The organism is Micromonospora chersina (assembly GCF_900091475.1).
Classification (GTDB): domain Bacteria; phylum Actinomycetota; class Actinomycetes; order Mycobacteriales; family Micromonosporaceae; genus Micromonospora; species Micromonospora chersina.
The window spans coordinates 4,406,787-4,419,789 of the sequence record NZ_FMIB01000002.1 but is presented as its reverse complement, the minus strand read 5'-3'; the positions used below and the strand labels follow the sequence as shown (position 1 = coordinate 4,419,789).

The window sequence follows — 13,003 nt, the reverse complement described above, 5'->3', positions numbered from 1 at the left end:
CGAATTCAGAGCAGCTCGACGATGGTGGCGTTGGCCATGCCACCGCCCTCGCACATGGTCTGGAGGCCGTAGCGGATCCCGTTGTCCCGCATGTGCTGGAGCATCGTGGTCATGATCCGCGCGCCGGACCCGCCGAGCGGGTGGCCGAGCGCGATGGCCCCGCCGCGCGGGTTGAGCCGCTCCGGGTCCGCCTCGGTCTCCGCCAGCCACGCCAGCGGCACCGGGGCGAACGCCTCGTTCACCTCGTACACCCCGATCTCCTCGATGCCCAGCCCCGCGCGGCGCAGCGCCTTCGCGGTGGCCGGGATGGGTGCGGTGAGCATGGTGACCGGGTCGTCGGCGGCGACCACGGCGGTGTGCACCCGGGCCAGCGGGCGCAGGCCGTGCCGGCTGGCCCACTCGCTGGTGGTGACCGCGAGCGCCGCCGCGCCGTCGGAGATCTGCGAGGCCGAGCCGGCGGTGACCACGCCGTCGGCCCTGAACGGGGTGGCCAGCTCGCCGAGCTTGGCCAGCGAGGTGTCCCGCCGGATGCCCTCGTCGGCGGTGAACTTGCCGCCGTCGGCGAGCGCCACCGGAGCCAGCTCGGGGTCGAACGCCCCGGCGTCCTGCGCGGCGGCCGCCTTCTCGTGGCTGGCCAGCGCGAACTCGTCGAGCTGCGTGCGCGAGAAGCGCCACCGCTGCGCGATCAGCTCGGCGCCGACGCCCTGGTTGAACGGGAGCGGGCTGTCCTCGGCGACGCCCTCGACGCCGCGGTAGCGCTCCAGGATCGCCGGGCTGAACGGCATCCCGCCGGCCACGCTGGAGCCCATCGGCACCCGGGTCATCGACTCCACGCCACCGGCGACCACCAGGTCGGCCTGGCCGGAGAGCACGGTGGCGGCGGCGAAGTGCAGCGCCTGCTGGCTGGACCCGCACTGCCGGTCGAGCGTGGTGCCGGGGACCGACTCGGGCCAGCCGGCGGCGAGGACGGCGTTGCGCGCGACGTTCCACGACTGCTCGCCGACCTGCGACACGCAGCCCCAGACCACGTCGTCGACGTCGACGGGGTCGATGCCGGTCCGCTCGGCGAGGGCGCGCAGCACGTGCGCCGAGAGGTCGACCGGGTGCACGCCGGCGAGGCTGCCCTTACGCCGCCCGACCGGGGTCCGTACCGCACCGACGATGACCGCGTCACTCATGTCTACTCCCCGGTAACCTGGCTTGCTCCGATACTACGTGCTGACCCGACCGGTCGTCCTCCCCCGGTTCCGCGCCACCCGGCTGGCATGCTGGGGCGGTGAATCCACAGTCGTCCCCGGCCCGGCAGTGGCGGGTGCCGCAGGTGCTGCCGGCGGTGAAGGCGCTCGGCGCGCTCGTCCTGGTCGCGCTGGGCCTGCTGTTCGCGGGCGAGGACCGGGTCCAACTCGTGCTCGCCGGCCTGGCCGCCGCCGGCCTGCTCGCCTGGGCGCTGCGCGACCTGGTCGCGCCGGTCCGGCTGGCCGCCGACCCGGAGGGGATCACCGTGGTCCAGGGCTTCGCCCGCCGCCGACGGCTGCCCTGGGCGGCCGTGGAGTCGATCCGGGTGGAGCGGCGCACCCGGCGCGGGATCACCGCCGAGACGCTGGAGATCGACGCTGGCGAGTCGCTGCACCTGTTCGGCCGCTACGACCTGGACGCGCCGCCCGAGGAGGTCGCCGCCGCCCTGGAGACCGCCCGCGCCGCCGCCCGCTGAGGCGCCGGTCAGCCGGTCAGCGCGGCGGTGCGGACGAGGACCAGCCCGAGCAGCGCCACCAGCAGGATCGCCCCGCCGGCGGACTGGAAGGCGGTGCGCCGCATCCGCGGGGCGTACGCAAGGACCAGGGCCATCAGCGCGCCGACCACGAGCCCGCCGAGGTGCCCGGCCACCGAGATGCCCGGCACGGTGAACGTGAAGATCAGGTTGATCACCAGGATCGGCACGATGGCCGAGGTGTCCCGGCCCAGCCGGCGCATGATCACGAAGATCGCGGCGAAGAGGCCGAAGATGGCCGTCGACGCCCCGACGGCGGGCGAGTTGGGGGCGCTGAACAGGTAGACCGCGACGTTGCCGCCCAGCCCGGCGATCAGGTAGAGCGCCAGGAACCGCAGCGGGCCGAGCACCGCCTCCAGGGTGCGGCCCAGCACCCAGAGCGCCCACATGTTGAGCAGCAGGTGCACCACGCCGTAGTGCAGGAACATCGCGGTGACCAGCCGGTACCACTCGCCCTCGGCCACCCCGCCGATGGTGCCGTCGCTGAAGCGCGCCAGGCCCAGCACCGCACCCCAGTCGGTCAGCGGCGTCGAGTTGCCCATAAGGCCCCCGAGGCCACCGCCGGCCACCGCGCTCCCGCTGCGGGCCGAGGCGATGGACAGGATCATCACCAGCACGTTCAGCGCGATCAGGGTCTTCGTGACGTAGCCCTGGCGGCCGGCGGCACCGCCCCCGAAGGCGGTACGCGCCGGCCGCACGCTGCGGCGTCCCTCACTGACGCACTCCGGGCACTGGTGGCCGACGGAGGCGTCCCGCATGCACTCCGGGCAGATCGGCCGGTTACAGCGGGTGCACCGGACGTAGGTCTCCCGATCGGGGTGCCGGTAGCAGACCGGAGTGGTCGGCGCCGGCCCGCCTGTGGCGTCACCTGCCTGCCCGGAGCGCTCAGTCATGCGAGCAAAGGTACCCGCGTGACGCTCAGGCCGGCTTGCGCTCGATCTCGACGCGCTCGATGACCACGTCCTGGAGCGGACGGTCGCTCGGGCCGGTCGGGGTGTTCGCGATCGAGTCGACGACCTTCGCCGACTGCTCGTCCGCGACCTGACCGAAGATGGTGTGTCGGTTGTTCAGGTGCGGGGTCGGGCCCACCGTGATGAAGAACTGCGAGCCGTTGGTGCCCGGCCCGGCGTTCGCCATCGCGAGCAGGTAGGGCCGGTCGAAGCGCAGCTCCGGGTGGAACTCGTCGGCGAACTTGTAGCCCGGGCCACCGCGGCCGGTGCCGGTCGGGTCGCCCATCTGGATCATGAAGCCGCTGATCACGCGGTGCGAGATGGTGCCGTCGTAGTACGGCCCGCTGCCCGGCTGGCCGGTACGCGGGTCGATGTACTCGCGGGTGCCCTCGGCCAGCTCGACGAAGTTGCGGACGGTCTTCGGCGCGTGGTTCGGGAAGAGCTCCAGCCGGATCGGGCCAGCGTTGGTGTGCAAGGTGGCGTAGACAGCCTCGGCCACGGGTACTCCTCACTCGTTGGTCAGTTCCATGCGGATCCTCCCATGTGCCCGATCTGGCCATGCGGAGGCATCCGAAGGTGGAGGATGACGAAGGAACAACTCCCAGGAGGTGGGACCGTGTTTGGAATCGGGCGGCGTAGGACCCAGGGGCAGCTCGCGAAGGCCGAGCTGAACCAGGGCATCGGTCACCTGAGGCAGGCCGCCGCACACGCGGCGAAGGGTGCCGGCGCCACGGTCGGCCCGCGCGTCCAGGCAGCCCGGGGCGCCGTCGTGCCCACCGCGATCGTCGTCCGGGACCGGGCGTCGAGCGGTGTCGCATCGACGGCCGCCGCACTCGCGCCGCTGCTCATGGCGATGCGCAACGCGCAGGCCGAGGCCGCCGGCAAGGCCCTGACCGGCCGGAAGGCCGCCACCGCCAAGCAGGCCGCCATGAGCAAGAAGGTGAAGGCGAAGAACATGAAGGCCGCGAAGAAGAAGCAGAAGAAGTCGCGCGGCATGACGACCGGCCTGCTGCTCGCCGGCACGGTCGCCGGCCTGGCCGGCGCGATGGCCATGCGGCGCCGCCGCGAGCAGCAGGAGTGGGCCGAGTACGACCCGGCCGGCAAGCTGGAGCCGATGCGCGAGGACGTGGACACCATCGTGGTGGAGACCCCCGACGCGACCGCGAAGGTGACCGACGCGTCCACCATGTCCAGCAGCTCGGGCGTGGCCGGCGGCCCCACCGGCGCCGGCAGCTCGGCGGTGGCCGGGGGCGACAGCGCCTCGACCACCACCCCGGGCACCCAGCCCAAGATCCACCCGAACGACAAGGTCCCCTCGGTCGCCGAGGGCGCCCGGGACGTCTCCGGCCGCCCGGCCGACGACGTCACCAAGGCGATGCAGAACGGGAAGAACACCGCCAAGGCCAGCGGCCGCCGCTGACCCGCGCGGTCACGGAAAGCGCCGGCGCGCGCGGGTACGCCCCGCGCGGCCGGCGCTTCCGTCTGCCGGTTACAGCCAGCCGTTGCGGCGGAACAGCCGGTAGAGGGTGAACGACGAGACGAGCATCAGCGCCCACACGCCCGGGTACCCGTACGTCCAGCTCAGCTCCGGCATGTACTTGAAGTTCATGCCGTAGATGCCCGCGATGGCGGTCCACACCGCGCCGATCGCCGCCCACGCCGCGATCTTGCGCATGTCGTTGTTCTGGTCGACGGTGACCTGGGCCAGCCGCGCCTGGAGGATCGAGTTGAGCAGGTCGTCGTAGGAGTTCACCTGCTCGACGGTGCGGCTGAGGTGGTCCTGCACGTCCCGGAAGTAGCGCCGCACCTCCTGCGGCACCTCCCGGTTGACCTGCGAGGTGAGGGTGAGCAGGGGGCGCTGCAACGGCACCACGGCCCGCTTGAACTCCACCAGCTCCCGCTTCATCTGGTAGATCCGCTGGATCCGCCCGCTGCTCTGCCGGTCGAAGACGTCCGCCTCCAGCACGTCGAGGTCGTCCTCCAACCGGTCGGCGACCTCCAGGTAGAGGTCCACCACCCGGTCGGTGACCGCGTACGCGACGGCCCACGGCCCGTGCTCCAGCAGGTCCCGCTTCGCCTCCAGGTCGGCGCGGACCGGCGACAGCCGGCAGGCGTCCCCGTGCCGGACGCTGATGAGGAAGTTCGGCCCGATGAAGAGCATCACCTGGCCGGTCTCCACCACCTCGGAGTTCTCGGTCAGCTCGGTGTGCTCGCAGTAGCGGGCGGTGCGCAGCACGAGGAAGACCACCTCGCCGAAGCGCTCCAGCTTGGGCCGCTGCTCGGCCTTGACCGCGTCCTCCACGGCCAGCTCGTGCAGGCCGAAGGTGGCCGCGATCGCGGTCATCTCGTCCAGCTCCGGCTCGTGCAGGCCGAGCCAGACGAAGCCGTTCCGCTCCTGGCGCGCGGCGGCCAGGGCGTCGGCGTAGTGCCACTCGCCCGGCTGGCGCTCGCCGTCGACGTAGAGGCCGCAGTCGACGATCCCGCTGCGGCCGGGGCCGGCGGGCCGGGGCGTACGGGGGGAGCCGTCGGCGTTGAGGATGCGCGACATCGCGCGTACCGGCGCCGCCCAGGCCCGTGGTCTGGGCGCCCGGTCGCCGTTCTGCCCGGCGCTGCGGTCGCGTGCCACCCGGTCCGTCATCTCGCCCCCTCTCCACGAAGCTGCGGCTTGCAGGTTACGCCGGTCAGCGCGGGGCGCAGCGGGGGCGAACGCGGGGCGGGCGAACGGGCTGCGACCCGCGTCACACCCGGCAGGAGACGGTGACGGCGCCGGGCGGGCCGGCCGCGTCAGGGGGGTGAGGGGCGACACGGCCCACCCGGCACCCATTGGGGGCGGGAGTTCTGCTGCGAGCGCCGACGGTCCGGGCCGGGGGCGGCCCGGGCGGCTGCCGGTCGGCGGACCGGTCACCGGCGAAAGCTGAGCGGCGCTCGCAGCATTGTGGGCCGCCGGCCGGCCCAGCGGGAGACCCGGGCCGGCCGGTATCGCCGTTCTGTCAGAAACCCGACAGAAAATCAGCCGCGGACGGCCGCCATGGCCTCGGCCAGCCGCCGGACGCCCTCGTCGATCCGGTCGGCGGTCACCGCGGAGAAGGCCAGCCGCAGCGCGTGCCGGCCGCCGTCGATCATGAAGTCGCTGCCCTTCACCACCGCCACGCCGCGCTCGGCGGCGGCCGGGGCGAGCCGGTCGACCTCCACGTCCTCGGGCAGCTCCACCCAGAGGAAGTAGCCGCCGTCCGGCTCCACGAACCGGGCCTCCGGGATGTGCCGGCGCAGCGACTCGGCGAGCACCACGGCACGCTCGCCGAGCGCCGTCCGCACGGTGTGGATCGACCGCTCGATCTCCCCGGACACGCAGAACTGGTGCACGATCGCCTCGGAGACCATGCCCGGCGAGATGTAGAGGTTGGTGGCCCGCTTGGCGATCGTCGCGATCACGTCGGCCGGGCCCACCAGGTAGCCCACCCGGACGCCCGGGCAGACCGTCTTGGTGAAGCTGGAGGCGTGCACCACGACGCCCCGGGTGTCCATCGACAGCATCGAGGGCAGCGGCTCGCCCCGGAACCGGATGTCCGCGTACGGGTCGTCCTCGAAGATCGTGAAGCCGTACTCGGCGGCCAGGTCGAGCAGCTCGCGACGCTTCTCCAGGGAGAGGGTCACGCCGGCCGGGTTCTGGTAGTTCGGGATGACGTGGGCCAGCCGCGGCCGGACCCCGGACTCCAGCAGCTTGCGCAGCTCGGCGGTGTCCAGGCCGTCCGGCTGGATCGTCACGCCGTGGATCTCGCCGCCCATCTGCTGGAGGTTGAGCAGCGTCCGGTCGTACGTCGGGCGCTCGACCACCACGGCGTCGCCCCGACGGACCAGGTGGTCGAAGAGGAACGCGTCGGCCTGCAGCGATCCGTTGGTGATCAGGACCTGGTCGGCCTCGACGCCGTGCTTCTCCGCGATCCACTTCCGCAGGGGCGGGTAGCCGACGGAGGTGCCGTACGCCGTGATCCCGGCGGGGTCGGCGTCGAAGGCGCGGACGGCGGCGGCCTTGAGCCCCTCGACATCGACGATGTCCAGCGAGGGAGCGCCACGGGCGAAGGAGATCAGCTGCTCGGCGGTCATGCGCACGAGCCTAGGGCCTGGCCCGGCGGGTCCGACCGCCATACACGCGAAGTTCAACATGCGGGCGGCCGCTCCGTCCACCAGGGCCGACGGAGATCCGAACCGGTTTCACGGCTGTCTACCATCCGACCGGAAGCTGGCGCCGGGACCACCGGCCGCCGAAGGATTGCGGGTCGCGGCAGACCCGGGGAGACAGGTGGTGAGGCTCGTGACCGAGGACGAGGCCGGACGGCTCGACGACCAGCAGTTCGCGCAGTGGCTGGCCGGGCGGGCGGGCGAGGCGCTCACCGCGCTGCGGGACCGGCAGGGCTTCGCGGACCCGAAGGCGCTCAAGGACGCCGGCGACCGCGCGTCGCACGAGCTGATGACCGCGGCGCTGGCCCGCTGGCGGCCCGCGGACGCCGTGCTCTCCGAGGAGGAGGCCGACTCGCGCCGGGCGTGGGCGGACGGCGAGCGGGCGCCACGGCACGACGCCGACCGGGTCTGGATCATCGACCCGCTGGACGGCACCCGGGAGTTCTCCGAGGCCGGCCGGGACGACTGGGCGGTGCACGTGGCGCTCTGGCAGCGCTCCGCCGCCCCGGACGGCGCCCTGGTCGCCGGCGCGGTCGGCATGCCGGCCCGCACCACGGTGGACGGTGACCAGCTCATCCTCGGCACCGGCTGCCCGACCCCGAAGGCCGTCGAGGGGCCGATCCGGATCGCGGTGAGCCGCAGCCGCCCGCCGGCCTTCGTCGGTGAGCTGGTCGAGCTGCTCGGCGCGCAGGCCGTCCCCATGGGCTCCGCCGGGGTCAAGGTGTGCGCCGTGGTGACCGGTGAGGTCGACGCGTACGTGCACGCGGGCGGCCAGTACGAATGGGACAGCGCCGCTCCGGTGGCGGTGGCCCTGGGCGCCGGGATGCACGCGTCCCGGATCGACGGGTCGCCGCTGCGCTACAACCGGGCCGACCCGCGCCTGCCCGACCTGCTGGTCTGCCGCCCCGAGCTGGCCGACCAACTGCTCGACGCGATCGCGCGCACCGGGGTCGAGATGCCCGCTTCGACCGTTACCGACACCCCGGGTGGGGCGTTCGGCTGAGTGTTGCGGTACGCACGGCCCAGGTGAACGGAGGCTATCGTCGGTCGGAATGCACGTCCGACCTGAGCCCCGAGAGACGGGCCGCCGCCAGCCAGGGAGGGTCATGCCGGCCGAGCGAGACCAGCACAACGCCTTCGAACAGCCGACCGGTCTCTGGCCGGGGCAGGACGTACCGCGCCAGCAGGGCGCGCCGTCCCTGCCCTGGCCCGAGGCCGCGCCGCCGGTGCCGCCGGCCGAGTCGCGGTCCGGCCTGCCCTGGCCGGAGACCGGGCCGGCCGACGGTCACGCCGATCCCCGGTGGGCCGGCGCCGACCGGGGACACGCCTGGCCGGCGCGGCAGGCCGGCCCCGCCGGGCACGCCGACTGGGCGCCACAGGACGTCGGCTGGGCCGCTGGGCCCGGCGACCGGGCGCCGCACGCCGCGGATGCCGGCTGGGCGCCGCAGGCCGGGGACCCGGAGCAAACCCTGCACGCCGGTCCGGTGGGCCTCGCGCCGCAGACCGCACCGGTCGGGCAGGGCGGCTGGGGGCCGTCGGCCGGTCCCGGCCCGGAGGCCGGTTGGACCGAGGGATCGCCCACCGCCACCGCCACGCTGCCCGGGCCGTCCCCCGAGGACATCTGGGCCGAGCCGCGTACCGGAACCGGTGGCGCCGGCCAGCCGCCGCCTCCACCCGTCGCGCCGGCCCCGACGCCGCCCGGGGGTTCCCGGCGCCGCTGGCGGGTCGCCATCGCCGCGGCCCTCGTGCTCGCAGTCGCGGGCGGCGGCGTCGCCGTGGCGACCCTGCGTCCCGACGAGACCCGGCAGGCCGGCGAGGCGCCGGGCACCGTCGCCCCGGCGCAGTCGGCCGGCCCGAGCGGCGCGGCCACGCCCGGCGCGCCGACCCCGAGCGCCGAACAGGGCCTCGGTGGCAAGCCGGCCGTGTCGCCCTCGGCCTCCACCGCCGTCCCGGGCTTCGCCGGGACCCGGCTGACCCTCCCCGGCGCGTCGATCGGCGTGCAGAACGGGGAGACCTTCGGGCAGGCGCTGAGCCGCTCCGACCGGACCTTCGGCAAGCTGCGCATGGCCCGCGTCTTCTTCCCCGGGCTGCCGCCGGCGTGGAACGGCAGCCGGGCCGACGTGGTGGACCGGACCGTGGTGGTCTCCTTCAAGGCGTCCCCGCAGGAGATCAACTCCGGCAAGTACGACTCCCGGCTCGCCTCCTGGTTCGCCTCGATCCCGCGCGAGCACAACGTGTACTGGTCGTACTTCCACGAGCCGGAGGACGACGTCGAGCGCGGCGCGTTCACCACGGCGGCGTACCGGACGGCCTGGAAGCGGGTCGCCGGTCTGGCCAACCGGGCCAACAACCCGAAGCTGATCAACACGCTGATCCTGATGTGCTGGACGCTCGACCCGAAGTCCGGGCGCAGCTTCGACGCGTTCTACCCCGGCGGCGACGTCATCGAGACGCTCGGCTGGGACTGCTACAACTGGGGCGCCAAGTGGAAGCGGTACGCCTCGCCGCAGGAGATCTACGGCGAGATGATCAGCAAGTCCAAGGCTCTGGGCAAGCCCTGGGGTGTCGCCGAGACCGGCAGTGACCTGGTGCCGGGCGACGCGGGCAGCGGCCGGGCGACCTGGATCCGCTCGATGACCGGTTTCCTCAACGGCCAGCGGCCGGAGTTCGTGGCCTACTACAACCAGGTGGTCAGCCAGGGCGACTTCCGGCTGCTCGACCAGCCGAGCATCCAGGCGTGGAAGTCCTTCTGCGTGGCCTGACCCCACGCACGGCAACGGGCGGGTGACCGGCTGGTCGCCCGCCCGTTCCGCGTGCGGCTCAGATGCCCCGGCCGCGCTTGTGCAGGGTGCGCAGGACCCGGTCGGCCTGCACGGCGCGGCTCGCCACCGCCAGCGCCAGGTAGGCGCGGGGCTCCCGCGGGTTGCGGGCGAGGGTGCGCCGGGCCCAGCGCACGGCGTCCCGCCGGTTGCCCATGGCCGCCTGCGCGAAGGCGATCTGGCCGGCCACCCGCGCCTCGCCGTGCGGCACCGTGGCGAACTCCGGGTAGCGGCGCAGCAGCCACTGCAGCGCGGTCGAGATGGTCTCCCAGCGCTGCGCGAAGTACGACCGCTTGTGCCAGCGGACCAGCACGTACGGGCTGTCCACGTTGACCAGCGGCGCGTACCGGGCGGCGCGGAGCAGGAACTCGTAGTCCTCCGCGTAGCTGCCCGGGATCTGCTCGTCGACGAGCCCGATCGCGTCGAGCAGGGCGGCCCGGCGGATCAGGAAGGTGGACGGGTGCAGCTCGGTGAGCCGGTCACGGAGCAGCGCCTCCAGCGACACCCGGGACCGGTCCAGCGAGCGGTCCACCGTGCGGTCGTCGTAGCTGACCCGGATGCCGCAGCTGACCAGCGCCCCGTCCGGGTGCGCGTCGAGCGCGCCGAACTGGGCGGCGAGCTTGCCCGGCAGCCACTCGTCGTCGTCGTCGCAGAACGCCACCCAGTCGCCGGTGGCCGCCTCGATGCCGGTGTTGCGCGCCCCGGCCAGGCCCGGGCTGCGGGTGTTGGTGATGACCCGGACCCGCCGGTCGCCCCGGTCCAGCTCCAGCGACCGGTCCGGCTCGGACTGGTCGTAGACCACGATGGCCTCGATCAGGCCGGGGTGGGCCTGGCTGAGGATCGCGTCGAGCGCCGCGCGCAACAGCTCCGGACGGTCCCGCGTCGGTACGACGACCGAGATGCTCGGCCCACTCATGCTTTCTCCACGGACTCGTCGGATCCCCGCTGGCCCAGGTAGCCGTAGCGGACTCGGAAGGGGAGCGTGGCCAGGCTGACCACGGCCCGGCTGCGGCGCGGCAGGCGGCTCCGCCACGCCTCGTCGCGCCGCACGGTCAGCGGCCCGCCACTGAACCGCAGCGGGTTGCCCGCGACGCTGTGCGCGCGGAACGGGGCGGCCGGGGGCGACGGCTCCAGGTCGGGGCGCGGCGTCAGACGCGCCGAGCTGGAGTCGTCGGACGTGAGGATCCGCAGCGCCTCCGGGTCGTCCGGCAGGTCGGCGAACTCCCGCAGCCGGCGGACGGTGCCGGCCGGGTCGGCGGTGAAGTCCTCGTAGCGCAGCCGGAGCACCTTCGCCCGGGCGGCGAGCAGGTGGAACGCGGCGTTCTGCGCGGTCCACAGCTTGCTCACCTCGAACGGCGAGAAGGTCGGCATGAAGTCCTCGCCGTCGACCACCTCGGGCCTGCGCACCTGCTTGCCCCACGAGTACGCCACCGCCCGGCTGTCCCGCACCAGGTGCAGCACGCGCAGGTCGAGCCCCTCGGCCCAGCTCAGCGCGAAGGCGAGCGAGGCGTGCTTGCTGGAGTCGACCACCACCCGGGCGCCGGTCGCCGCGAGCGCGGCCCGGTAGATGCGGGTGTAGAGGTCGGCGTAGCGGCGGACGTCGGCGAGCTGCTCCGGGGAGAGCGAGTTCTTCGCCAGCCGGGGGATGTGCCGGGTCCGGTCGACCCGGTCCTTGAGCGCCAGCACGTCGTCCCGGTCGACGGCGGACCAGCCGCCGAAGGCCTGCTCACCCACCTGCCGCCAGAACGGGCAGGCGGTGAAGCGCTCGCCGCAGCCGCACCGCTCGTCGGCGCCGAGCGCCCGCTCCCACAGGTGCACCACCTCACCGACCGCGCACACGTCGGCACTCTGCGCGAGCAGCAGCTCCAGCAGGGTGGAGCCGCTGCGGCCGAGGCCGCCGACGAAGAGGACGCGCGGCTGGCCCGTGTCCGCGGCGCTCACCCGCGCCGCCCGCCGGCGCGCTGGCGTACCCGGCGGGCCACCAGGTCGTCGATCACCGCGCCGACCCGGGCCACCGCCTCGGCGCGCGGATCGGGTCGGTCCGGGTCGGCGGCCAGGACGAACCGGGCCGGGTCGGCCAGGCCCTCGTCGAGGGCGGCGACCAGGTCGGCCTCGGTCTCGCAGAGCCGCACCATGCCGGCCGCGCCCAGGCGCCGGGAGAAGAGCTGCTGGTGGTTGTCGACGTGCTCGTCGTGGGTCGGATCGCGGGGCACCACAATCGGCAGGTGGCCGGTGCGCCGGGCCTCCGTGATGGTGGCCGGGCCGCCGTGGCTCACCACGAGCGTCGCCTCGGCCATCGCCCGCTGGAGTTCCTCGTGGCCGAGGAACGGGGTGGCCTCGGGCAGCGCCGGGGTGCGGCTGTGACCGTACTGGAGGACGAGCCGCACGCCGGGCCGCTCGGCGTGCCACCGCTCCAGCCAGCCCACGAGGCGGTCGAACCGGTGCACGTCGGTGCCGACGACGACCAGCACGTACGGCGTGCGCCCGTCGCGCTGCCGCGGCAGGTTGAGAGTCACAGCGCCACCTTCGTTCGCGACTGCGGGGCTCGCAGGACCGGCCCACTCCTCGCGCTCACAGGAGATTCCCCACGACGGTCGCCTCCGGGTACATGCGGCGCTGCTCCTCCCACTGCACGAGCATCGCGGAGAGGAAGGGACGGCAGAGCCGGGCGGTGAGCGTGGCGCTGTCGATCCGGTCGTAGACCTCGATGTAGACCGTCGGGATCCGGCGCAGCCGGGCCGCGACCACGAACGGCAGGGCGACGCCGGCACCGGTGGTGACCACGGCGTCGACCCGGCGCCGGCGGATCACCTTCAGCGCGAGGAAGGCGTTGCGGACGAGGTTCCGGACGTTGCGGGTGGTGGGGTGGTGGGCCCAGACCACGTCCTCGCCGTCGAGCAGCGAGCGGGCGTCCGGGGTGTCGAAGGTGACCCACGCCCGTCGCCGCTCCCGGTACCAGGGCTCCAGCGCCAGGAGCTGGGCGAGATGCCCGCCGCTGGAGCCGACGAGCAGAACCTGCCCCGAGTCGTCGGTTGACCCGCTCACCAAAACGTTCCTCCCCGTAGGCCGCGACCGCGTCCGGATTTTCGTGAATGGCCCTCGGACGCGTCATGACAACCTACTGGCGCGGGGGTGGCCAACTGAAGGGGCCATTGGACGGATCCCCACCCACCGGTCGGGTCACCCCGGGAATCCCGTCGCCAGGATCCGACCGGACGTGCGACCGCCGAGGTCAGCCGGGTCTCGACCGGCACGCCGGGCCGGGCCAACCATGCGGGCCCGGTATG

The 13,003-nt window shown here is 73.8% G+C and carries 13 protein-coding genes; 4 read left to right on the top strand and 9 right to left on the bottom strand.

The annotated features are described in order from the left end of the window. Positions 1-5: 5 nt before the first annotated feature. Positions 6-1,178 (bottom strand): thiolase family protein, encoded by a 1,173-nt coding sequence (locus GA0070603_RS20565; RefSeq protein WP_091316584.1) that lies wholly within the window; start codon positions 1,176-1,178, stop codon positions 6-8. A 98-nt stretch (positions 1,179-1,276) separates the two neighbouring features. Between GA0070603_RS20565 and GA0070603_RS20560 the strand changes: the two genes are divergently transcribed. Beyond that, positions 1,277-1,711: a PH domain-containing protein gene (locus tag GA0070603_RS20560; RefSeq protein ID WP_244282571.1), complete on the top strand. Its 435-nt coding sequence runs from the start codon at positions 1,277-1,279 to the stop codon at positions 1,709-1,711. A gap of 8 nt (positions 1,712-1,719) precedes the next feature. Here GA0070603_RS20560 and GA0070603_RS20555 read toward each other — a convergent pair whose 3' ends face one another. Together GA0070603_RS20555 and GA0070603_RS20550 are read right to left on the bottom strand one after the other, a co-directional pair. Then, on the bottom strand, positions 1,720-2,661 hold the full coding sequence (locus GA0070603_RS20555; RefSeq protein ID WP_091316578.1) for a rhomboid family intramembrane serine protease: 942 nt from the start codon (positions 2,659-2,661) through the stop codon (positions 1,720-1,722). Positions 2,662-2,686: 25 nt separating this feature from the next. Beyond that, positions 2,687-3,217, bottom strand: a complete 531-nt coding sequence (locus tag GA0070603_RS20550) for a peptidylprolyl isomerase (protein WP_091316574.1) — start codon at positions 3,215-3,217, stop codon at positions 2,687-2,689. Between the two features lie 84 nt (positions 3,218-3,301). Here GA0070603_RS20550 and GA0070603_RS20545 point away from each other — a divergent pair, with 84 nt between their 5' ends. Further along, the gene (locus GA0070603_RS20545; protein ID WP_091316572.1) at positions 3,302-4,138 is read left to right on the top strand and encodes a hypothetical protein; all 837 of its coding nucleotides are present in this window, start codon (positions 3,302-3,304) and stop codon (positions 4,136-4,138) included. 69 nt (positions 4,139-4,207) lie between these two features. Here the strand turns inward: GA0070603_RS20545 and corA are convergent, their stop codons facing one another. Together corA and GA0070603_RS20535 are read right to left on the bottom strand one after the other, a co-directional pair. Further along, complete coding sequence (corA, locus tag GA0070603_RS20540; protein WP_091316570.1) at positions 4,208-5,356, bottom strand: magnesium/cobalt transporter CorA; 1,149 nt, start codon at positions 5,354-5,356, stop codon at positions 4,208-4,210. Between the two features lie 371 nt (positions 5,357-5,727). Continuing rightward, a complete protein-coding gene (locus GA0070603_RS20535) occupies positions 5,728-6,822 on the bottom strand; it encodes an aminotransferase-like domain-containing protein (RefSeq protein WP_091316567.1) in 1,095 nt (364 codons plus the stop codon). A gap of 199 nt (positions 6,823-7,021) precedes the next feature. On the opposite strand from GA0070603_RS20535, the gene GA0070603_RS20530 reads away from it, so the two are divergent. Together GA0070603_RS20530 and GA0070603_RS20525 are read left to right on the top strand one after the other, a co-directional pair. Further along, on the top strand, positions 7,022-7,900 hold the full coding sequence (locus GA0070603_RS20530; protein ID WP_091322152.1) for a 3'(2'),5'-bisphosphate nucleotidase CysQ: 879 nt from the start codon (positions 7,022-7,024) through the stop codon (positions 7,898-7,900). A gap of 103 nt (positions 7,901-8,003) precedes the next feature. Then, on the top strand, positions 8,004-9,659 hold the full coding sequence (locus GA0070603_RS20525) for a hypothetical protein (RefSeq protein WP_091316564.1): 1,656 nt from the start codon (positions 8,004-8,006) through the stop codon (positions 9,657-9,659). A 58-nt stretch (positions 9,660-9,717) separates the two neighbouring features. Here the strand turns inward: GA0070603_RS20525 and GA0070603_RS20520 are convergent, their stop codons facing one another. From GA0070603_RS20520 to GA0070603_RS20505, 4 genes are read right to left on the bottom strand one after another with little or no spacing between them, the layout of a single operon-like run. Then, positions 9,718-10,632 carry a glycosyltransferase family 2 protein gene (locus GA0070603_RS20520; protein ID WP_091316562.1) on the bottom strand — a complete coding sequence of 305 codons (915 nt, stop codon included), beginning with the start codon at positions 10,630-10,632 and terminating at the stop codon, positions 9,718-9,720. Further along, positions 10,629-11,657, bottom strand: a complete 1,029-nt coding sequence (locus GA0070603_RS20515; protein ID WP_091316560.1) for a sulfotransferase family protein — start codon at positions 11,655-11,657, stop codon at positions 10,629-10,631. The genes GA0070603_RS20520 and GA0070603_RS20515 overlap by 4 nt, the downstream gene beginning before the upstream one ends. Next, complete coding sequence (locus GA0070603_RS20510; RefSeq protein ID WP_091316558.1) at positions 11,654-12,232, bottom strand: glycosyltransferase; 579 nt, start codon at positions 12,230-12,232, stop codon at positions 11,654-11,656. Before GA0070603_RS20510 ends, GA0070603_RS20515 begins: the two co-directional genes overlap by 4 nt. Before the next feature lie 55 nt (positions 12,233-12,287). Further along, positions 12,288-12,764 carry a glycosyltransferase family protein gene (locus GA0070603_RS20505; RefSeq protein ID WP_091316556.1) on the bottom strand — a complete coding sequence of 159 codons (477 nt, stop codon included), beginning with the start codon at positions 12,762-12,764 and terminating at the stop codon, positions 12,288-12,290. Between the last annotated feature and the right edge of the window lie 239 nt (positions 12,765-13,003).